Here is a 21,330-nt window from a genome sequence, read left to right as displayed (position 1 = left end):
CCCGATTGTCCCGAGTCATTTAGCAGGTTGAAAATTACATAGCATTCTAAGTATACAATGGCCATGGGCGAGGCAGGCCGTCTTACCAGAGTCGGCCGCGAAAGGAATGATATGAGCGAGACGGGCAGCGGGGGCGCGCTGGAAGGCATCAAGGTCGTCGAAATGGGGCAGCTGATAGCGGGGCCCTTCTGCGGCCAGCTCCTCGGCGACATGGGCGCCGAAATCGTCAAGCTCGAACCCCCGGTGACGGGCGACCAGATGCGCAACTGGGGTCAAGGCGACAAACCGAGCTGGTGGCGCGTAATCGCACGCAACAAATATTCGGTAGCCGTCGACCTGCGCAGCGAAGAGGGACAGGCGCTCGCACGCGAGCTGATCGCCAAGGCCGATATCCTCATCGAGAATTTCCGCCCGGGCACGCTCGAAAAATGGAACCTCGATCCAAAGGAGTTGCGCAAGACCAACTCCGGGCTGATCGTCGTGCGCGTGTCGGGTTACGGTCAGACTGGACCCTATTCGGCGCGCGCGGGCTTCGGCGGAATCGGCGAGGCCATGGGCGGCTGGCGCGGCATCGTCGGTTATCCCGACCTGCCGCCCGCGCGCATGGGCGTGTCGATCGGCGACACGCTCGCTGCGACTTACGGGTGCATGGGCGCGCTCGCGGCGCTCCATCATCGCAGCAAGACCGGCGAGGGCCAGATCGTCGATTCCGCACTCTATGAGGCAGTGCTGCAGGTGATGGAATCGACTGTGTCCGACTATTCGGCGAGCGGCACCAAGCGCCGCCGCACCGGCTCCACCCTGCCCGGGATCGCACCGTCGAACGTCTATCCGTGCAAGGATGGCGAATATCTGATCGGCGCCAATCAGGACGGCGTCTTCGCGCGGCTGGCGGCGGCGATGGGGCGGCCCGAACTCGCCGTCGACGAACGTTACGCGACGCACCGCGCGCGCGGGGTGCGTCAGGAAGAGCTCGACGCGCTGATCGGCGAGTGGACAAGCACGCTGACGATCGAAGAGCTGGAGAAGAAGATGGTCGAGGCGGGGGTTCCGGCGGGCCGCATCTTCGATGCCGAGGATATGCTGGCCGACCCGCATTTCGCCGCACGCGAGGCGCTGGTCAGCGTTCCCGACGCGGAACTCGGCGAAATCCGGATGCAGGGCATCTTTCCGAAACTGTCGGCGACGCCGGGCAGCGTGCGGCGCCCTGCCCCGCTGACTGTCGGACAGGATAGCGCCGAGGTGCTGAAACGCTGGCTTGGGCGGGAGGTTTGACGCGATGATCACGCTTTATGGCGGCCCGACCCCCAATGCGCGCAAGATCGCGATCGCGCTGCTCGAAATGGGGCTCGACTGGCAGCTGGACTATATTGACATCCTCGCGGGCGACCAGCTGACCCCCGAATTCCTTGCGCTCAACCCGAATAACAAGACGCCGGTGATCGTCGACGACGAAGGGCCGGGTGGCGAACGCTTCGCGCTGTGGGAAACCGGCGCGATCCTGCTGTATCTTGCCGAAAAGACGGGACGCTTCGTGCCGGTCGATCCGGTGAAGCGCGCGATCTGCTGGCAATGGCTGATGTTCCAGGTGTCGGGGGTCGGCCCGATGTTCGGGCAGGAGGCGCATTTCACCCATTATGCCAAGGACCGGCACGACTATGCCATCGCGCGGTACAGCCGCGAGGTCGACCGGCTGATGATGGTGCTCGACAAGCGCCTGGGCGAGGCCGAATGGCTTGCGGGCGAAGACTATACGATCGCCGATATGGCGACCCTGCCCTATCTGCGCCGCCAGCTGATCGAAAAGGCGGGGCGTTTCCCCAACGTCGATCGCTGGGGCGCCGCGATGCTCGAACGCCCCGCGGTCGCCGAGGGCATGACCGTGGACGTCGCACGCGCCGAGACGATCGAGGGCGGCCTCACCGGCTTTACCGACGAGCATCGTGCGATCCTGTGGGGCGACCGCCAGCATGTGAAGCGGTAAGAGATCGTCCTTTTTGGGGTTGGGGGGCGGACGCTACCTAATCGTCGCCCCCCCGAAGGCGACGGCTGATACCGGTCGTTTTCGGATATTCGGACCTCAATCCCCCCGCACCACCGCATGGTTCGCATCGCCAAACATGTTCGACCATTCCGCATCATCAAGCTGCTGGTGGCGGCCGATATATTTGGCGGGTGCCTTCAGGTCGCCGCGCGCCGTCGCGCGCGCCACCGCAGGGCGTTCGCGGATGCGTTCAAACCAGCCGCGCATCGCGGGCCATTCATCGAGCCCCAACCCCATCACGAACGCCGACGCGCGGCCGGGCCAGATCGCCATGTCGGCAATCGTGTAATTCTCGCCCGCGACATAGGTGCTTTTTTCCAGCCGCTTTTCGAGCACCGTGAGCAGGCGCGTGAGTTCTTTCGTGTAACGTTCGATCGCATAATCCTGCCCCGCGGGGGCGTAGCGGAGGAAATGACTCGCCTGCCCGCCCATCGGCCCGAGTCCCGCGACCTGCCAGTTGAGCCACGACAAGGTCGCGGCGCGCGCCGCGCCCGATGCGGGCAGGAAGCGCCCGCTTTTTTCTGCCAGATATTGCAGGATCGCGCCCGATTCAAAAACGGTGATCGGATCGCCCCCGCCTGCCGGGTCGAGGTCGACGATCGCCGGCAGTTTGTGGTTCGGATTGATGCGCCCGAATGCCGCGGTCAGCTGGTCGCCCGCGAAGATGTCATAGGGAATGACGCGATAGGGCTCGCCGATTTCCTCGAGCATGATCGCGATCTTCTGTCCGTTCGGCGTTGCCGAATAGTGAAGGTCGATCATCACAATATCTCGTGGATCACGTGGCGGACGCCAAAAGCAGTGCGCTCGCCGACGCCCACCGCGAGCACGCCGTTGAGCCAGCTATATTTCGCGCTCGCGGTCTCGAACACCGGCGCGATTCGCAGATAATAGCGCGAGGGATCGGCGTCGGGCGTCGCCGGATCGGCAAAGGTCGCGCGCACATCGTCGGGGATGATGTTGCGGCCGGTGTAGCTCAAGTAGATGAGGTCGCCGTCGTCGGTTTGCCACACCGCGCGGGCGTCGAAGGTGCCGACCGAGGCACCGTCGCCGAGCCGTCCGCTGCGTGACCAGTTGCCGCCGCCGGGAAGGACCATGCCGTTGATCCGGGAACCGAAAAAGCGGCCGCCGCTGATATAGCCGAGTCGCTGGTCACCAAAGGGCGACGCACCGATCCCGATGATCCCGCCGCCCACTTCGAACTCGACGGTGCAAAGGTGACGGGTCGCCAGCGGCGCGTGCGAATTTTCTTCGTTCATGATGCGAATCCTGTTCCAGCCTATGGACAAACATAAAACCATTAGTATACTAAGGGTCAATCAGATTGACGGATCGGAAGCCATTCCGGGACCGGCGACAACAAGCTCTATGGGAGGGTGACAATGAAGGCGCATAACCAGTTCCTGCTGTCCGGCGTGGCGGCGATCGCGATGCTCGCCAATGCCGCGCCGGCGATGGCGCAGACGGCCCCCGCCGACGCCGCGCCCGATGCGTCGAACGTCGACGACAGCAACACCAACGAGATCATCGTGACCGCGCAGAAGCGCGAGCAGAATCTGCAGAATGTGCCGATTTCGATGGAAGTCGTCAGCGGCGCCAAGCTCGCCGAGTTCAATACCAGCGATATCAAGGCGGTGATGAACTACACGCCGAACGTCTTTGTCCAGTCGACCGCGGGCAACGACGTCATCTACATCCGCGGCTTCGGCTCGCCGCCGGCGAACTTCGCCTTCGACCAGTCGGTGTCGCTCTATGTCGACGGCATCTATGCCGGCCGCAACCGGCAGGCGCAGGCCCCGTTCTTCGACCTTGCGCGCGTCGAGGTGCTGCGCGGGCCGCAGGGCGCGCTGTTCGGCAAGAACACCGCCGCGGGCGCGGTCAGCGTGGTGTCGGCTGGCCCGACGAAAGATTTCGAGGGCGCGATCACCGGCCTCTATAATTTCGACCACAAGGGCACCGATTTTTCGGGCTATCTGTCGGGACCGATCACCGACACGCTGGGCGCGCGCCTTGCGTACAAGATCGTCAACCAGGACGGCTATATCTATAACCGTGCGACCGATCACGACGATCCCGAAATCAAGTCGCAGTTGCTGCGCCTGACGCTGAAATGGGAGCCGTCGGCCAATTTCGACTATACCGCGAAGGTCGAATATGGGAACCGCGAAGTCAACGGCGGCATCACCGTATCGAGCCCGCTGACCAGCGGGCAGGATCCGCAGACGACGCGCTATCTCGAACGCTCGGCGCTGGGTGACGAGGGCAATGACAACAAGTCGGTGATGATCTCGGGCGTCGGCAACCTCGCGCTCGGCGATTTCACGCTGACCTCGGTCACCGGCTATAGCTGGTTCAAGTCGAAGATCATCAACGGGTTCGACCAGACGATCCCGAACAGCGGCGGCGCCTTTACCGCCAACTCGGTTTATAACGCCTTCCCCGAACGCTTCGACCAATTCTCGCAGGAAGTCCGCCTGTTGTCGCCGACCGGCAAGACGTTCGAATTCATCGTCGGCGCCTATTACGACAAGTCGAATTACACGCTGGAACAATATCAGGGCTTCGACCTGCCGAGCCTGACTATCCCGGGCGTCTTTACCGGCCCCTATTTCGGCCGCATCGACAGCGTATTCAACCAGGAAGCCGAAAGCTGGTCGGTGTTCGGACAGGGCACGTTCAACGTCACCGACGCCTTCCGCGCGATCGGTAGCCTGCGGTACAGCCACACCAAGAAGGACGGCGATTTTGCTGCGCGCCTCGTCTATGGTTCGAATGGCGTCAACGGCCAGCCTTTTGCGTTGCGCCCGATTTCGAGCGCGGTCGGCAAGATCAGCGAAGGCAATGTCGATCCGTCGGTGACGCTGCAATATGACGTCGCGCCGCGCGTGATGATCTATGGCACGTGGGGCCGCGGTTCGAAGTCGGGCGGTTTCGTGTCGAACACGCTCGGCACGACGAACGCCACCTTCACCTTCGAGCCCGAACGGTCGGAGAATTTCGAGGCGGGGATCAAGTCGACGCTGTTCGATGGCAAGGTCGTCGCGAACGTCTCGCTCTATCACACCAAGTTCAAGGATTTGCAGGTTTCGGTCTACCAGCCCGCGACGTCGAGCTATCTGACCGGCAACGCCGCGGCCGCGACGTCGAAGGGGGTCGAAGGATCGCTCAGCATTTTCCCGATCGACAATTTCGACATCAGCGCGTCGGCCGCCTATTCGGACATCAAATATGACGATTACCCGGGCGCGGCCTGCCTTGCCTCGCAGGTCGGCTGTACGCCCGCGACGAACAACCTCGCCGGCTATCCGGTCGCCTATTCGTCGAAATGGACGGGCAGCGTCACCGCACACGCGCGTTTCGACATGTCGCAAGACTTGAAGCTCGACGTCACCGGCGTTGCGGCCGGGCGGTCCAAATATTTCAATTCAGACAATCAGAGCCCGATCTTCGGCGTCCAGGACGGCTATGTGAAGCTCGACCTGCGCGTCCAGCTCGCCGATCGGGACAATAGCTGGCACCTCGCGCTGGTCGGCAAGAACCTGACCAACCAGAAGACGATCGGCAGCGCGTTCAACCTGCCCTTCCCGATCACGCCGGTTCCGCGCGCGATCCTTTACCTCGAACCGACGCGCAATATTTCGGTCGAGGCCGGGATCAAATTCTAGGTTCGATTACGATGTCCCAGGGATCGGCCGCCATCGATGCTTTCCTCGACAGGAAAGCGGCGATGGCGGTCGTGACCTGTTATGCAAGCGCGCTCGATGCGCGCGACTGGGCCGGCTATCGCGCGCTGTTCACCGACGAAGTCGCAATCGATTATGGCGCGATCGGATCGCTTGCCGCGACGGTGCCAGCCGACGAATGGACGGAACGTTGCAGGGCGCTCGAAGGTTTCGACGCGACGGCGCACCAATTGCACAATATGGACACCGCGATCGACGGCAACCGTGCGACGGTGACGAGCATCGTCGATGCCGTCCATGTCGTCGAGGTCGAGGATCGCGCTTTGCTGGGCGACCTGATCGGCCGCTACACCCACCGGCTGGTGCGGCAGAACGGGTGGAAGATTGCCGGCGTCACTTTGACCGTCGTCGCCTATCCCGCCGGCAAGGACGCGTTCGAAGCCGCTTTCGCCGCCGCGCGCGCCATTTTTGCCGAAGGAAAGTCCGCATGATCGACGTTTATTTTACGCCCACGCCGAACGGCCACAAGGTATCGATCATGCTCGAAGAGGTCGGCCTGCCGCATAATCTGATCGCAATGAACATGCTCGAGGGCGATCATCTGACCCCCGAATTTCGGCGGATCAATCCGAACGGCCGCCTGCCCGCAATCGTCGATCACGACCCGATCGGTGGCGGCTCGCCGTTGCCGGTGTTCGAAAGCGGGGCAATCCTGCTTTACCTCGCTGAGAAGACTGGCCAATTGCTTCCAGGGAGCACGCGCGGGCGTGCCCAAGCGCAGCAATGGCTGATGTGGCAGATGGCAAGTTTCGGACCGATGCAAGGTCAGGCGCATCATTTCATCCGCTATGCGCCCGAGGGACAGGCTTATCCGGTCGAACGCTATCGCAACGAGACGCTGCGGCTGCTCCATGTCCTCAACGGGCGGCTGAGCGAAGCCGATTACCTGGCCGAGGAATATTCGGTCGCCGATATTGCCTGCTGGCCGTGGACGCGCGCGATCCGCGCGATCGGGCTGACGCTCGACGATTATCCCGCGGTCGCGGACTGGTTCGCGCGGATCGGCGAGCGGCCCGCGGTGATCGCCGGAACCGACGTCAAGAACGCCGCCAACCTGTCGAGCGCGCGTCCGATACTGACCGAGGAACAATGGTCGAATTTGTTCGGCAAGAATATGCTGGAAGCGCCCACGCGCTAGTACGAACCTTATCTCGTCATTCCCGCGAAAGCGGGAACCCAGTGGCAACGTCGGCTCGCTGGTTCCCGCTTTCGCGGGAATGACGGAGGTTGGTTTACGGGGTATTGGCGTGCCCCCACTGATATTCGACCTGCCCCTGCAGCCGCCGGACCGCCACCCAGTCGCCCCCGGCAAGGCTGTCGTCCTCGATCAACATGGCTACACCGCCCGCAATATCCTCCGGCACGCACGCCTCGTTGTTCGCGAGCACGGTCTTCATCCATTCGGACTTGCCGCCCGCGCCGGTCGTGTCGAGGATCGGCGTGTCGACCAGCCCGGGCAACATGCCCACGACGCGGACGTTATATTCGTCCTTCAACGGCGCGCAGCAGCGGGTGAACATCATCACCGCCGCCTTGGTCGTCGCATACATCGCGTCGTAAAAGCCGGTGCCCAGCGCGACGGTCGATACGGTGTTGATGATCACCCCGCCCCCGCGCGACTTCATTTTCTGCACTGCGACCTGCGTTGCGGCGACCAGCGAGGTGATGTTGACGTCGATGATCCTGCGGATCCGCGCCGCATCGACATCGGGAAATTGCGGGAGGCCGGAGACGACGCCGGCATTGTTGTGGAGGATGTCAACGTTGCCATACGCCCTGAACCAGGTTTCGACCGCAGGAACGTCGGCGAGGTCGAGAGCGTGCATCGCCGCCCGCGCGCCCTCCGCTTCGACAAGCCGCGCGGTTTCGGCGAGCGCGTCCGCCTTGACATCGACCAGACTGATTTCGGCCGCGCCGCGCTGCGCCAGCATCACCGCGGTGGCACGGCCGATGCCGCCCGCCGACCCCGTCACGATCGCGCTTTTGCCTTTGATGTCCATCTCTTCTCTCCCGCTCGCCTTCTCGCTACCGTAAAGCACATTGACAGATAAACTTAAATATCTAAGTATTTTTGACCGAGAAGACTCGTGCGTTTTTGGGGAGAGTTATGACCGAGGCCACCGCCCTCAGTGCAGGCACCGCAGCGCCGGCCAGCGGCCATGCGCTCCGCCGCAACATCGCGCTCGCGATGCTGTTCATCGTCGGCACGATCAACTTCGTCGACCGCCAACTCCTGTCGGTGCTCGTCGAACCGATCCGCGCCGAAATGAATTTCAGCGACACGCAATTCGGCCTGCTCACCGGCTTTGCCTTCGCGCTCTTCTATGCGGCGGCCGGCGTGCCAGTGGCGATGATCGCCGACCGCTGGAATCGGGTGAAGCTGATCGGCATCGCGTGCGTTGTGTGGAGCGGCTTTACCGCAGCGTGCGGCATGGTCTCGAACTTCTGGCAGCTGGCCGTGATGCGGTTCGGCGTCGGCGCGGGCGAGGCGGGCGGCACCGCACCGTCGCTTTCGGTCATCGCAGACTATTATCCACCGGCGCAGCGTCCGCTGGCGATTGGCCTGTTTACATGCAACGGCCCGTTCGGCGTTTTCGTCGGCGCGACCTTCGGCGCATGGGCGGCGGCGAATATCGGCTGGCGCAACGCCTTCATCGTCATCGGGATCGTCGGCATATTGGTCGCGCCGCTGCTGATCTGGCTCGTGCGCGAACCCGCGCGAGGTCAGATGGATACGCACAAGCCCGCCGACGAAGCCCTGCCCTTTTCGCAGAGCCTCGCGATGTTCTGGCGCCGCCCGTCGCTGCGCATGGTGATGATCGGCAGCGGCCTCGCCGCTTTTGTGAGCTATGGCATGCTCAACTGGATTCCGGCCTTCCTGATGCGGACGCAAAAAATGCCGCTGGAGGCGATGGCGACCTATTTCGGTCCTGCGGCGGGCATCACCTTCGGTATCGGAATCCTTGGCGGCGGCTGGCTCGTCAGCCACCGCGCGAAGCATTCGGCGCGGGCCTATGGCTCGATCCCGGCGCTCGCGACTGCGGTGCTGATCCCGACCTTTATCGCCGCGCTGCTCGTCGACAAATGGCAGCTCTCGCTCGCGCTGATGCTGATCCCGATGGCGGCGTGCACAGCCTATGTCGCGCCGGCGCTCGCGCTCGTGCAGAACCTCACCCCGCCGCGCAGCCGCGCGACCGCCGCCGCGGTGCTGATGCTGATGTTCAACATCATCGGCCTCGGCCTCGGTCCGCTATTCGCTGGAATCGTCAGCGACACGCTGAAACCCGGCTATGGCGACGATAGCCTGCGGTGGGCGCTGATGGCGCTGATGCCCTTCGCCGCCGCCGCGGGCATCGCGCAATATCGCATGACGCGCACCCTAGAAAATGACTTCGCCGAATGACAGACGTCGCGGGCAAGACCGCCTTCATCACGGGCGGCGCGAGCGGCATCGGGTTCGCGACTGCGAAAGCGCTCGCGGCGAAGGGAGCATCGGTGATCCTCGCCGATATTGACGCGGCGGGTTCGGAGAATGCTGCGGCGATGCTGCGCAGCGAGGGGGTCAACGCGCTTGGCGTCCAGCTCGACGTCACCAGGGAAGAGAGTTGGGCTGAAGCGGGTGCGAAGGCACGCGCGTTCGGCCCGGTACGCATACTGTTCAGCAACGCAGGGGTCGGCGGCGGATCGGGGCCCTTCGAGCAATATGACACCGAGGTCTGGCGCTGGAACTACGCCGTCAACGCGCACGCGCATCTCTATGCCTGCCGCACTTTCCTCGGCGAGATGAAGGCAAGCGGCGAGCCGTGCCATCTCGTCATCACCAGTTCGATGGTCGCGATCGTACCGCCGCCGATCTCGGTCGCCTATATCAGCTCCAAATATGCGACGCTCGGCATCGCTATGGCGCTGCGCAACGAGCTTGCCGACAGCTGCGTCGACATCTCTGTGCTGATGCCCGGCATGTCGGCAACGCGGATCGTCGAGACGACGCGCGAGTTGCGCCCGGTGGAAGTCGAGGTCGGTAAGGCGGCCGCCACGAGCCAGGCGATGCAGGGCGTGCTCGCGGGCGGCATGTCGCCGGACAAGATCGGCGCGCGCGTCGTGCAGGCAATCGAGAATGGCGACTACTGGATTTTCACCCACCCCGAATGGAAGGCGATGGCCGAGCTGGTGACGCGGGACATGCTGGCATCCTTCGGTCCGTCGGCCGATCCGGCGTATAAAGGCGACGATATCGACGGGCTGATCGCGGCCAACGGCGGCCGCATGTTCGGCGCAAAAGCATAGGAGAGAGACATGGCCGAGGAAAACGACATTCGCGCAATGGCGCAGCGCTTCTTCGACGCGATCGAGGCGGGCGACATCGAGACGATGCAGGGTAGCTTCACCCCCGATGCCGAAATTTGGCACAATACCGACGAACTGATCGTTACCCCCGAACAGACCGCGCAGACGCTGACCGGCATGGTCGCACGCATCAAGGACCGCGAATATGCCGACCGCCGCCTGACGGCCTTTCCCGGCGGCTTCGTCCAGCAGCATGTCCTGAAGGGCCGCCGCGTCCACGACGACGGCGAAGTCCGCCTGCCCTGCGCGATCATCTGCAAGGTCGAAAATGGCAAGATCACGCGTCTCGACGAATATTTCGATAGCGCGCATGTCGCCGAATTCCGCAAATTTGCGAACGCCTGAGGAGTCAATCATGCCCGTCCTGCGCCAGGTTCCCCGCTCGGAAGTCACCGACGAGACCGTCCTTGCTTACTATAACCGCCTGTTCGGCGACCGCGACCCCGTCGCCGAGCCCGGCACCGCTACCGGCACGCCCGGCGACTGGTGGACGGTGTTCGCGCTGTCGCCCGACATCTTCGAGCATGCGGTCAAAGGCTTCGCCGTCTATCGCAACCCGGCGCGCACGATCGATCCGGTGCTCCGCGAACTGGGCCAGACGCGCGCGGGCTGGGTCAAGGGCAGCCAGTTTGTCTTTTCGCAGCATTGCAAGTCGCTCCGCGGCCTCGGCGTCAGCGAGGAAAAGATCGCCGCCATCGCGCACTGGCAGGTGGCGGACTGCTATGACGAACAGGAACGCACCGTGCTCGCCTATGCCGATTGCCTGAGCCAGGCCGACGGGCGCGTGCCGCTCGAGGTGTTCGACAAGCTCAAGACCTTCTGGAACGATGAGCAGATCTTCGAATTCACCTACATCACCTGCCTTTATGACATGCACGCCGTGATTACGCGCGCGCTGCGCATGGAATATGACGCGCGCGAGGACCCGATCGTCGAGATCGCCGCGCCCGAAGGCTTCAGCGCCGCCGACTTCCTCAGCGCCCCAAGGCCAGCGAACGGATGAGCGGCTACGGCCCGCCAGAGGTCGTCGCGACGGGCCTTCGATTTCCCGAAGGCCCCGTCCCGATGTCGGACGGGTCGATACTGCTCGTCGAGATCGCGCGCGGGACGCTGACGCGCGTCGCGCCCGATGGCAGCCTGTCGGTGGTCGCCGAACTTGGCGGCGGGCCGAACGGGCTTGCCATCGGGCGCGACGGCGCGGCCTATGTCTGCAACAATGGCGGTTTCGAGTGGATCGAGGCGGACAACCTGCTGTTTCCCGGCCACGCGGCAAACGCGGACGCCTGCGGGTCGATTCAGCGCGTCGACGTGACGAGCGGCGCGGTGACGACGCTCTACGACAGTTTCGAGGGAGGACGGCTCAAGGGGCCGAACGATATCGTGTTCGACGCCGCGGGCGGCTTCTGGTTCACCGATCATGGTCAGGTGCGCGACACCGGCCGCGACCATGGCGCAGTCTATTATGCGGCGGCGGATGGCTCGACGATCATCCGCCAGCGCGCCGATATGATGGGGCCCAACGGCATCGGCCTCGCGCCCGATGGCAAGACGCTTTACGTCAGCGAAACGATGACCGCGCGGGTATGGGCGATGGACATCGTCGTGCCCGGTGAGCTCGCGCCGCCGCCACCTTGGGCGCCCGGCCGCTTCGTCGGCACGCCGCCCGCCTTTCGCCTGCTCGACAGCATGGCGATCGAGGAAAGCGGGAATATCTGCGTCGGCACGATGGTCGAGGGCGGGATCACGATATTCGACCCCTATGGCGGCGGATCGCAGTTTGTCCCGCTGCCCGACATCGGCATCACCAACATCGCCTTTGGCGGCGTCGACCGGTGCGATGCATATGTGACGGCGTCGACAACAGGAACGCTCTACCGCATGCGATGGCCGCGTCCAGGCTTATCCGTCAATTAAATTGACGATTGGTCGGTAAAATGATAAGAGAGACGGGAGAGGACAGAATGAAATTCTACACCAGCGTCGGCCCGAACCCCCGCGTCGTGAAGCTTTTCATGGCCGAAAAGGGTATCGAGATCCCCGAGGTCACGATCGACCTGCGCGGCGGCGAGAACCGGCGCGCGCCCTATAATGTCGATGTGAACCCCGCCGGACAGACGCCGGCGCTCGAACTCGACGACGGCAGTTTCATCTGCGAGATCATTGCGATCTGCGAATATCTCGACGAGAAATATCCCGATACGAGTTTGATCGGTTCGACCCCCGAGGAACGCGCCGACACGCGCATGTGGACGCGGCGCATCGACCTCAAGATTTGCGAGCCGCTGACCAACGGCTTCCGCTTCGCCGAAGGGTTGCCGCTGTTCGAGGCTCGACTGCGTTGTCTTCCCGAAGCGGCCGAAGGGCTGAAGGCAACGGCGCAGGACGGGATCAAATGGCTCGATGCGCAGATCGCCGGGCGCGCGTTCGTCGCAGGCGACCGCTTCAGCCTCGCGGACATCATGCTGTTCGCTTTTCTCGATTTCGGCGCGTCGGTGGGGCAACCGATCGATCCCGCCAACAGGCATATTCTCGGCTGGTACGACCGGGTGAAAAGCCGCGCCAGCACCACTGCAAACTAAGGAGACGGATCATGGCTGCAGCAAATAGCGAGTTCGAATTCTGCGGGGTCAACCACCTCGCGCTCGTGTGCAAGGATATGGCGAAGACGGTCGAGTTTTACCGCGACAAACTCGGCATGCCGCTGACCAAGACGATCGACCTGCCAGGCGGGCGCGGCCAGCATTTCTTCTTCGACATCGGCAACGGCGACAGCCTCGCCTTCTTCTGGTTCCCGAATGCGCCTGAGGCGGTGCCGGGCATTTCCGCTCCCGCTGCGCTGCCGACGAAGGGCAGCTTCGTGTCGGCGCACGGATCGATGAACCATATCGCGATCAACGTCCGTGCCGACAAGTTCGATGACTATTACAACCGCCTGATCGAGAAGGGCATCGAGGTCACTCCGGTGCTCAACCACGACGACAGCCCGACCCAATCGTCGGCCGAACTACACCCCGGCGTCTTCGTGCGCTCGGTCTATTTCTTCGATCCCGACGGCGTGTGCCTCGAATTCGCGGCTTGGACGAAGGAGTTCAACGAGAGCGACGTCGCGCACGACCCGGTACAGGCCGACGGCACGAAACGCGAAGGCTTCATCGTCGGCCGCACGCCGGTGCCCGCCGAATAGAATTTCCCAATCATTACCCATTGGGAACTCCTCCTGACCCGGTCTTTTGGCCGGGTTCTTTTTTTGTGTTTCGGGATGCCGGTAACGGTCGGCAATTGCCGCACACGCTCTATTTTGTCATTCCGGCGCGACCAAATCGACGATCGCCGGTCCGTAGAGGGCACCAAGGAAGATGCAGACCATCGCGGCACCGACGGCGATGCTCCGGCCGTCCTTGATCGCGAAAGCCACCGGGTCGCCTTCCACCTCGCCGCGTCGCGCCATCATCCAGATGCGGTTCAGCCAATAGATCAGCGGCAGGCAGAGTAGCCACAGCATTTCGGGCAGCGCATAATGTTCGGCTGTCGCCGGGTCATGCGCAAACAGCGCGAGGACAAGGATCGCAACCATTCCGGCCGAAATCCCGGACATCATCACCACGTCGAGGTCGCCGCCGACATACCCGCGCCCGCTCAGCAGGCGCTCCGGCTCGATGGCGTCGCGCATCTCCACATAGCGTTTGAGATAGGCAAGGCTCAGGAACAGGAAAACCGAGAACAGCAACAGCCAGAAGCTGAGCGGTACCCCGATCGCGATCGCACCGATCCAGATCCGGATCGTGTAAAGCGAGGCGAGGACGATGGCGTCGCCGACCATCACCGCCTTCAGCCGGAATGAATAAGCGGTCGTGATCGCCATATAAGCGAGGAGCCAGAAGGTCAGTTCCGGGCCGCCCAGCAGCCATCCCCCGGCAAGGCCCGCGGCTGCGAGCAGCAAGGACAGACCCAGCGCAGCAGGGATCGCGATATCGCCATTAGCAAGCGGTCGCTTCCACTTGGTACGATGCGCGCGATCGGAGTCGATATCGAGCAGGTCGTTCAGCAAATAGATTGACGAGGCGATCAGCGACATGAGCATCGCAGCCGCCACCGCCGTCGGCAACACGCCCCTTGTCATGAACTCGCCCGACGTGAAAGCGGGAACGATCACCAGCGCATTCTTCGCCCATTGGTGAGGGCGCATGGCCTTGATGATGGCCCGGGCAGGACCGGGGCGCGGGGCCCCAAGACGTTCGACTGGCGATCGCGGCGGGATATGGCCGACCGACCAGCCGCGCCGCGCTGCACGCCACAGGCAGGCGTCGGCGCGGCTGTCACCCACATAGTCGAAGGGCGTATCGGGGCCGATACGTGCGCGAATGGCGGCCAGCTTGGCGGCGCCTTTGAGATTGGACCGGCCGCGCGTTGCAATGACCGGATCCGACAGCGTGAGATGGTCGGCGATACGCCGGATGTGCCGCCAATGGCTCGCGCTCGCAAGGATCACGGGACGGCCTTCGGCCCTGGCCTGCTCGATGATATCAAGCACCTCTTCGCGGTAAGGCAGTCGCGCGGCATCGATGCGGTCGCGCCGCGCCGCCATCGTCTTGGCCACGGCGCGGCCCGCGACCAGCCATGCCAGCACCGCGATCATCGCGGCCCAGCTGGAGCGCGCGATCCGCACGAAACTTTCGAGTGAGATATCCGCGCGCGTCAGCGTCCCGTCGACGTCAACGAACAACGGCACGGCCTCGTCGGCCGGATCGGGTCGTTCATGCCGCATCGCGTGGGGCCCTTCGCGCCGAAAGCCGCTCGATCCCTACCGCGACCGGGATGGCAGCCATGACGATCAGCAGCGGAATCGCCGGATCGCGGTAACGGACGATGATATAGGCTGCGGCGTGGATCAACCAGAAGCCCGCGATCATGGCGGCGAAAATCCATTTTCCGTCGCTGGCGATCCGCCGCGAGCGAAAGGCGAGCAGCCCAAGCAGCAGGATCAGCGCATATTGTGCAACCTCGAAGACCCGGATCGCGGCGACGGATTTTGAGGCTGCAAAGTCGTCCGCGTCGGGCAGATTGGGCTGCCAGAAATAGGCGAGTTTGAGCGCGGCCAGTTCGGCCGTCCTGCCCGGATTGGCTTCGATCCAGTCGAGCGCCTCGGTTTGCAGGCGGTCGGCGTTGCCGACCTCGCCAAGACGGAGCCGCGTGGCTTCCCAATCCTTTGCCAGCGGGGTGTCGGCGATGCTCACGAACTTGCCCGTCGCGGCAGGGTTGTGGCCGAGATAGAGGTTGAACGCGGCGTTGGTGGTGAGGACCGGGCGGCCGACCATCTGGTTGGTCGCATAGAGCCATGGCGCCAGCACCAGCGCGGCCCCAGCGATGACGCACAGACCCGCCGAAAATGCCGGTGCAAAGCTGTTCCGAGCCCGCCAGAGCATCAGTAGGGCCGCCGCGACGCCCAAGCAGAGGAGCAGCGCCGAGCCACCTGTGACGAGCGCCGCACCCCACAAAAGTCCCGCGATCAGCGCGGTACCGGCGGGGCGATCGCCGCGTGCGATCCCGACTGCGCACAGGGCAATGCCAAGTAGCAAGGGGGTCGAGAGATTTTCCTTCGCCAGCATCGTCGCGTTCCAGATGCCCGGAAACCACAGCGCATAGATAGCGGCGGCGATCAGGCCCGCGCCGCGATGTCCGGAGAGCGCGATCGTGAGCCTGAATATCAGCCCGATGCTGATCGCGCACAAGAGCAGGTTGACCGCTATCGCCGTGCCCACCGAACTGCCGAATGCCTTGAAAAAGGGAGCTAGCAGCAAGGGATAGCCGGCGCTGTAGAAAGCCTTTTGGCCGTACATATCCGCGAGCTCGCCGCGTTCGGCGAGGCCTTGAGCCATCGTGAAATAGGCAAGCGAGTCGCTATCGAGCGGGTGCTTCAGGACCCACTCGCCCGCCACTCTCAGCATCACGGCAACAAGAACGATCGCGGCGAGCAACACCGAACAGGCGCGCGGTGAGAGTTCCAGTATCGACGGCTGAATGGTTGAGGCCCGCGAAGTCATGGGTTTACGCCGAGCGGGCGACCAGCACGCAGCCGATGGCGATCAACAAGGTTCCCGCAAGGCGGGCGACGCTGATGCTTTCGTTCAGCCAAAAGGCGCCCGCGAGCATCGTCAGGATGAACCCGATCCCGACGAAGGGATAAGCCAGCGACAGCGGCACACGGCCGAGGACAAAAAGCCAAAGCAGCGCCCCGATGCCATAGAGACCGAGGCCAAGGATGATCATCGGCGACTGAGCAAGGCCGCCAATCTCGCCGCCGATGCCTGTTGCCCGACCGCCGGCGGCGGCGGCTGTCCCGATCTTGAGCGCGAGCTGCGCAAGCGCGGAAAGGCTCACGCTTGCGAGAATCAGAAGGAACAGGCGCACCGTCATGGACAATCTTTCGGTCTATCAGCGGTTTGCCACTAAGCGCGGCGGTTCAAGATAAGGTTAATCTTGAACGAAATGTCGAGCCGATTCCTGAAGAACGAGCTGTATTTCAGCATATCGCCGGGCTGAATTTTCCCGGAAAATGCGCTAAATGAAGGGCGGATCGTCGATGACGATCCGCCCTTCCAATTTTGGCAATCATTTGGCGCCGAGTGGAGCCGACGCGTCGCTATGCGATGGAGGCGATCAGGAAATCGCTGGATTGTGAACGATTTGAAGGTAGCGGAACCAGGTCGTTCCCGCGCCGTTCGGACCGAGCAAATCCTGCTGTGTCACCTTCTCGCTTCGCCAACTTGCCGCGGTGGTCGCCGCCTGGTCGAGGTCGCTTCCCGATTGGCCAAGCTGGTTTTTCAGGATCGATGGCCCGGCAATCAGTTGATCCATCGCCTGTCCATCGCGGGTGCCAATGTTCGCGCCTTCCTGGAACACGTCCCACGAAACATTGGTGCCGTTGACCGCTGCAAGGTTCGCATAACCCTGCGGCAGGCCGGCCACGTTGCCGCCGGCCGCGATCAGGCTGGCGCGACTCCAGATCCTCAGCAGATAGGGCGTACCCGTTCCGCAGTCGGTATTGGCCGCGGCATTGATACGGCCGACGATGCGCTGGCGATGCTTGGCGATCAGCCAGTCTAGCACCGCACCCGCGGTCGCCGACCGCCCCCGAACGGCGGCATTGAAGCCGATCCGCTCGGCGATTCCCAGCGCCGTCAGCCAATATCCGATGTAGAAGTCGTGCTGTGCGACATCGCCATCGTGCAGCCCGCACACACCGAAGCGGTGGGTGGCGGCATAGATCGCCCGCGCATCGTCGATACTTCCCCCGACCATCACGTTGGACGGCGGATTGTCGAATCCGGGGTTTGAAGTCTTGTGCGCCGCGCTGAACGTCTCGAAATCCTGAACGACAAAAGTCAGTATTTCGTCGCGCGAATAGAGGCGATCGGAATTGCGCGAAGCAGTTTTCCAGATCAGCGCCGCGTGCAGGAACTGCCAAGCCGCCCCGCGTTCAGCAAACAGGTTAGGGTCGCCGAACGGGCTCGAGAGGATCCAGTTTTCGTACAGCCGCGCCTGGTCGCTGAGCTTGTGGCCCAGGAAGGCGAACTCCGGCGATTTCCATAGCAGCGATCCCCAGTGCGGGAATTGATGGGCGTGCGGCAGGTCGATTTCGTTGGTTCCGAAATAGGGTTTGTCCGCCGCAATCCCGCCATAGGGCACTTTCGACGACCAGGGATTATAGCTGTTCGCCATATCGTACTGGCGTCCGCCCTGGACATAATATGACTTGTTCGCGGGGCGCGAACCCGACCCATAGCCGTAATAATGGCCGCGCAGCCCGATATCGCGGGTGGCGTTGTTCCCCTTGAACAGCGGTACGTTCCGCCCGCCCTCGAAACAATGGAACGGATCGCTGGCGTAGGCAGTCAGATAGTCGAGCGCGATCAGCGCGCGCGGCGTTCCGTCGTGTGGGCGCAGCGAGGTGATGTCGTGCATATAGGCGGCAACGGGCTCGGCGATCGCACAGCGATCGTCGCGTACGCCGCCCGGACCTGTGATCGGCGAGCGGCCGCACTGGTTGAACGGCGTGTAGCGCAACCAGGTCGACGCGACGGCCGCGAGCGACGACGCGGTGTAGAGCGACCCCTTGTAAGGATCGTTCGTCACCCCCGCCTGCGGAACAAGCGTCGCATGGTTCGTCGGCTGATAGGGCATGACCCGCGTGTTGCCGAATCCATTGAACCCGTCCGATCCGAACAGCCGGACATCGAAGCCGTTGCTCGAATAATGGGTGTGCGACCCATAGGGAACCGACGCGTCATAGCGGGGCAGATTGGCGTCGATTGTCGCCTGGTCGTATGCGCCGGGCGCGCCCGAACGCCAGATCACGCCGGACCGGACGGTGCCATGCGGATACCATCTGTTCGTCGCATTCGTGATGGCGGCGCCGTTGCCGTCATAGCTGCCCGAGAAAATCCGCGGGATGTCGGTGCCGTTGAGCGGTCCGCCATCAGGACGTTCGACGGTCGCCAACACATTGCCCGCCTGATCTTCGATGCGCCATTTGTGCGGGACCATATAGCTGTCCTTGCCCGCCGGATCGCCGAACGGATTGTCGGGCATCGACACCGCGGTCCAGTCATAACCGAACTGGAATTGGACATAGCTGCCCGACCGGATCGCCTCGCAATAATAGGCGATTCCGGCAATCGTCGGCGCGGAGCCTTCGGGAAGACACTCCATCCACGGCGCTTGATTGGCGCGCAGGAAGCTATCCTCGAACTGGCAATTCTGGCGCGACGGGCGCGTCATCACCAGCACCTGCGGATGGTCGACGCGGCTACCGCTGCTCCAGTTTTCGAGCACCGCGCGATAGGCTTGCCCTGCCGACACGACGACCGGGCCGACAATCACATCGACCGTAAAGGCCGTGCCGCCTGCCGGCGTGACCGAGATGATCTTTGTCGCCTGCGGCGACGATACGCCGGTCGCATCGACATGGAGCGCTTCGAGCTGTGTGGCCGAGATCGTTCCCGACGTCACGGGCTCGAAAGCATAGGATTGCCCCGCCATCTCGATCGTAACCGACAGGTTAGCAATCTTCTGCGCGACCGAATTGCTCGTGTTGCCGAGCGAGGCGTTATGTTCGAGTTCGGCGTCGGGCGTGATACGCGGTTTGAATGCCACCGCCTGGCTCGGGCCGAAGGGCATGCCATCGCGCAGGAAGGTGATCGTCCCGCCCGCGCCGGTCGGATTGTCGTCATAACGCACGCCGACCCTTTCCTGCGCGATAGTCGAAAGTCCGCCGACGCTGTCGATCTGGATGCTCTGTCCGTCGCGCTGCATCGTCAGGCGAAGACGCCCCGCGTCCCAATGGCTGTTCAGAGAAAATTCTCCCGCATCATAGTCGAACAGCGACACGAGGGGGCTCTGGTTGGCGGGTAGGATGCCCGTGAATTCGAGCTCGATCACGACGGGCGTCTGGGTTTTTGCGGGATCCGCACTGGTCGGCAGGCTAATCCCCAGCGATCCTGCCGTCAGGTAGGTTCCCGCAGGCAACCGCAAATAGCTGCCGTCGAAGCTTGCGCCCAAGCCGACCACCTCCAGCGAATTGGACGTGACGCCGTCATTGGTCTGCGTCGGAGCGAAGTCGGGTCCGGTGTTCGGGAAAGCGTAAGCCGATTTCCGGTCGATAAGCGCGGTAGATGTCACGCGCTCCTGCACCGACAGCCCCGACGGGATCGTCACGGCATAGGTCGCGGCGCCACCCGAAACTGGTATGTCGAGCGGAAAGCGCGTTCCGGGCTTGCCATAAACGGTAAAAGTACCGCCGCCTCCACTGGGAGGATTGGTCGTCGCCTGCGTTCCGAGGGTGAGTTTGATCTCACGGACCTTCTGCGCGCCGCTATTCGCCGTGTTGCCGAGCGAGGCGTTGCATTCGAGCACCGCGTCGGGCGTGATCCGCGGTTTGAAGGAGAGCGTCTGGCTTGCCCCCAAGGCGGCGCCGTTCCGCAGGAAGGTAATCGTGCCGCCCGCGCCCGACGGATTGTCGACATAGCGCAGACCCACTCGTTCCTCCGCCGTCAGCGAAAGACCACCAATGCTGTCGATCTGCGCCCGCGTGCCGTTGCGTTCGAAATTGGCGCGAAGACGGCCGGTGTCCCAATGCGCATAGAGCGAAATCTCGCCATCGTTATAATCATAGAGCGAAACCAGCGGACTATTGGTGGCCGGCAGGATGCCGACATATTCGAGGGTGATGTCCTCGGGCGTCTGCGTCTTGGCGGGGTCGCTGTTCGTCGGCAGCGCAATGCCGGCATTTCCTGCGGTCAGATAGGTTTCGGCCGGCAATTGTAGATAAGTGCCGTCGAATGTCGCGCCCGAACCCGAGATGGCAAAACCCTGCGTCGTCACGCCGCCGTTGGCCTGCACCGGTGCGTACGGGCCCGATGCATTGGGGAAGGCAAAGGCCGAGCTCGTGCCGTCATCATTGCCGCCGCCATCGCCGGGTGGGGTGGTCGTCGTCTGAGCGCCAAGCGTGAGTTTGATCTCGCGGACCTTCTGGGCACGGCTGTTCGCGGTGTTGCCTAGCGATGCGTTGCACTCGAGCGTCGAATCGGGCGTGAGCCGCGGTTTGAAGGCGAGCGCCTGGCTGGGACCGAACACGACGCCGTTACGGAGGAACGTTACCGTCCCGCCGACACCGGAGGGATCGTCGACATAGCGCAATCCGACGCGCTCTTCGGCGGTCGTCGAAAGCCCTCCGATGCTGTCGATCATCGCTGTGGTGCCGTTGCGCTCGAAATTGGCGCGCAGGCGGCCGCTATCCCAGTGCGCGTAAAGGTCGATGCGGCCATCGCCATAATCGAAGAGCGACACTAGCGGGCTCTCATCCGCCGGCAGGATGCCGACATATTCGAGAGTGAGTTCCTCGGGGGTCTGGGTTTTCGCCGGATCGGCATCGGTCGGTAGGGTGATATCTGCGATGCCTGCGGTCAGGTAGGTGCCCGCCGGAAGGTTTAAATATGTGCCGTCAAAGGTCGCGCCCGAACCCGATATCGCAAAGTGGTGCGCGGTCACGCCGCCATCGGTTTGGGAGGGCGCATAGGGGCCAGTGGCGTTGGAAAAGGTAAAGGTCGAAATAGTCATTGGTGTTCCTCTTTCGAATCAGCAGGTTAGATCAGGGATGGAGCCGATTCGATTTGGAACGTAAAGAGAACAAATATTGTA

The 21,330-nt window shown here is 63.2% G+C and carries 19 protein-coding genes; 12 read left to right on the top strand and 7 right to left on the bottom strand.

Going from position 1 to position 21,330, the window contains the following annotated elements; genetic code table 11:
* Nucleotides 1-111: 111 nt before the first annotated feature.
* Together ATE71_RS11995 and ATE71_RS11990 are read left to right on the top strand one after the other, a co-directional pair.
* Nucleotides 112-1,275 (top strand): CaiB/BaiF CoA transferase family protein, encoded by a 1,164-nt coding sequence (locus ATE71_RS11995; protein ID WP_058803540.1) that lies wholly within the window; start codon nt 112-114, stop codon nt 1,273-1,275.
* A gap of 4 nt (nt 1,276-1,279) precedes the next feature.
* Nucleotides 1,280-1,984, top strand: coding sequence for a glutathione S-transferase family protein (locus ATE71_RS11990; protein WP_058803539.1), 705 nt, complete (start codon nt 1,280-1,282; stop codon nt 1,982-1,984).
* A 96-nt stretch (nt 1,985-2,080) separates the two neighbouring features.
* Here the strand turns inward: ATE71_RS11990 and ATE71_RS11985 are convergent, their stop codons facing one another.
* Complete coding sequence (locus ATE71_RS11985) at nt 2,081-2,806, bottom strand: glutathione binding-like protein (RefSeq protein ID WP_058803538.1); 726 nt, start codon at nt 2,804-2,806, stop codon at nt 2,081-2,083.
* A complete protein-coding gene (locus ATE71_RS11980) occupies nt 2,806-3,303 on the bottom strand; it encodes a DUF3237 domain-containing protein (protein ID WP_058803537.1) in 498 nt (165 codons plus the stop codon). Before ATE71_RS11980 ends, ATE71_RS11985 begins: the two co-directional genes overlap by 1 nt.
* A gap of 123 nt (nt 3,304-3,426) precedes the next feature.
* On the opposite strand from ATE71_RS11980, the gene ATE71_RS11975 reads away from it, so the two are divergent.
* Genes ATE71_RS11975 through ATE71_RS11965 form a run of 3 tightly spaced genes read left to right on the top strand, consistent with a single transcriptional unit; the run spans nt 3,427 to nt 6,925 of the window.
* Nucleotides 3,427-5,709 (top strand): TonB-dependent receptor, encoded by a 2,283-nt coding sequence (locus ATE71_RS11975; protein WP_058803536.1) that lies wholly within the window; start codon nt 3,427-3,429, stop codon nt 5,707-5,709.
* An 11-nt stretch (nt 5,710-5,720) separates the two neighbouring features.
* Entirely contained in the window at nt 5,721-6,218 is a 498-nt protein-coding gene (locus ATE71_RS11970) for a nuclear transport factor 2 family protein (protein ID WP_058803535.1), read from the top strand.
* A complete protein-coding gene (locus ATE71_RS11965; protein ID WP_058803534.1) occupies nt 6,215-6,925 on the top strand; it encodes a glutathione S-transferase N-terminal domain-containing protein in 711 nt (236 codons plus the stop codon). The genes ATE71_RS11970 and ATE71_RS11965 overlap by 4 nt, the downstream gene beginning before the upstream one ends.
* 94 nt (nt 6,926-7,019) lie before the next feature.
* Here ATE71_RS11965 and ATE71_RS11960 read toward each other — a convergent pair whose 3' ends face one another.
* Complete coding sequence (locus ATE71_RS11960; protein ID WP_058803533.1) at nt 7,020-7,787, bottom strand: SDR family NAD(P)-dependent oxidoreductase; 768 nt, start codon at nt 7,785-7,787, stop codon at nt 7,020-7,022.
* Nucleotides 7,788-7,894: 107 nt separating this feature from the next.
* Between ATE71_RS11960 and ATE71_RS11955 the strand changes: the two genes are divergently transcribed.
* From ATE71_RS11955 to ATE71_RS11925, 7 genes are read left to right on the top strand one after another with little or no spacing between them, the layout of a single operon-like run.
* Nucleotides 7,895-9,190, top strand: coding sequence for a spinster family MFS transporter (locus ATE71_RS11955; RefSeq protein ID WP_058803532.1), 1,296 nt, complete (start codon nt 7,895-7,897; stop codon nt 9,188-9,190).
* Nucleotides 9,187-10,074 carry an SDR family NAD(P)-dependent oxidoreductase gene (locus ATE71_RS11950; RefSeq protein ID WP_058803531.1) on the top strand — a complete coding sequence of 296 codons (888 nt, stop codon included), beginning with the start codon at nt 9,187-9,189 and terminating at the stop codon, nt 10,072-10,074. The genes ATE71_RS11955 and ATE71_RS11950 overlap by 4 nt, the downstream gene beginning before the upstream one ends.
* Nucleotides 10,075-10,083: 9 nt before the next feature.
* Nucleotides 10,084-10,479, top strand: a complete 396-nt coding sequence (locus ATE71_RS11945) for a nuclear transport factor 2 family protein (RefSeq protein ID WP_058803530.1) — start codon at nt 10,084-10,086, stop codon at nt 10,477-10,479.
* Between the two features lie 10 nt (nt 10,480-10,489).
* Nucleotides 10,490-11,137 carry a carboxymuconolactone decarboxylase family protein gene (locus tag ATE71_RS11940; protein ID WP_058803529.1) on the top strand — a complete coding sequence of 216 codons (648 nt, stop codon included), beginning with the start codon at nt 10,490-10,492 and terminating at the stop codon, nt 11,135-11,137.
* Nucleotides 11,134-12,048 carry an SMP-30/gluconolactonase/LRE family protein gene (locus ATE71_RS11935; protein WP_058803528.1) on the top strand — a complete coding sequence of 305 codons (915 nt, stop codon included), beginning with the start codon at nt 11,134-11,136 and terminating at the stop codon, nt 12,046-12,048. The genes ATE71_RS11940 and ATE71_RS11935 overlap by 4 nt, the downstream gene beginning before the upstream one ends.
* A gap of 47 nt (nt 12,049-12,095) precedes the next feature.
* Nucleotides 12,096-12,713: a glutathione S-transferase family protein gene (locus tag ATE71_RS11930; RefSeq protein ID WP_058803527.1), complete on the top strand. Its 618-nt coding sequence runs from the start codon at nt 12,096-12,098 to the stop codon at nt 12,711-12,713.
* A gap of 11 nt (nt 12,714-12,724) precedes the next feature.
* On the top strand, nt 12,725-13,318 hold the full coding sequence (locus tag ATE71_RS11925; protein WP_058803526.1) for a VOC family protein: 594 nt from the start codon (nt 12,725-12,727) through the stop codon (nt 13,316-13,318).
* 117 nt (nt 13,319-13,435) lie between these two features.
* On the opposite strand, the gene ATE71_RS11920 is transcribed toward ATE71_RS11925, so the two are convergent.
* From ATE71_RS11920 to ATE71_RS11905, 4 genes are all read right to left on the bottom strand, one after another.
* The gene (locus ATE71_RS11920; protein WP_058803525.1) at nt 13,436-14,899 is read right to left on the bottom strand and encodes a UbiA family prenyltransferase; all 1,464 of its coding nucleotides are present in this window, start codon (nt 14,897-14,899) and stop codon (nt 13,436-13,438) included.
* Nucleotides 14,889-16,175, bottom strand: coding sequence for an ArnT family glycosyltransferase (locus tag ATE71_RS11915; protein ID WP_058803524.1), 1,287 nt, complete (start codon nt 16,173-16,175; stop codon nt 14,889-14,891). Before ATE71_RS11915 ends, ATE71_RS11920 begins: the two co-directional genes overlap by 11 nt.
* A gap of 4 nt (nt 16,176-16,179) precedes the next feature.
* The gene (locus ATE71_RS11910) at nt 16,180-16,548 is read right to left on the bottom strand and encodes an EamA family transporter (RefSeq protein ID WP_058803523.1); all 369 of its coding nucleotides are present in this window, start codon (nt 16,546-16,548) and stop codon (nt 16,180-16,182) included.
* Between the two features lie 243 nt (nt 16,549-16,791).
* A complete protein-coding gene (locus tag ATE71_RS11905) occupies nt 16,792-21,249 on the bottom strand; it encodes a hypothetical protein (protein ID WP_058803522.1) in 4,458 nt (1,485 codons plus the stop codon).
* Between the last annotated feature and the right edge of the window lie 81 nt (nt 21,250-21,330).

The organism is Sphingopyxis sp. H115, from assembly GCF_001468465.1.
GTDB lineage: Bacteria > Pseudomonadota > Alphaproteobacteria > Sphingomonadales > Sphingomonadaceae > Sphingopyxis.
This window is presented reverse-complemented; position numbering and strand designations above follow the sequence as displayed.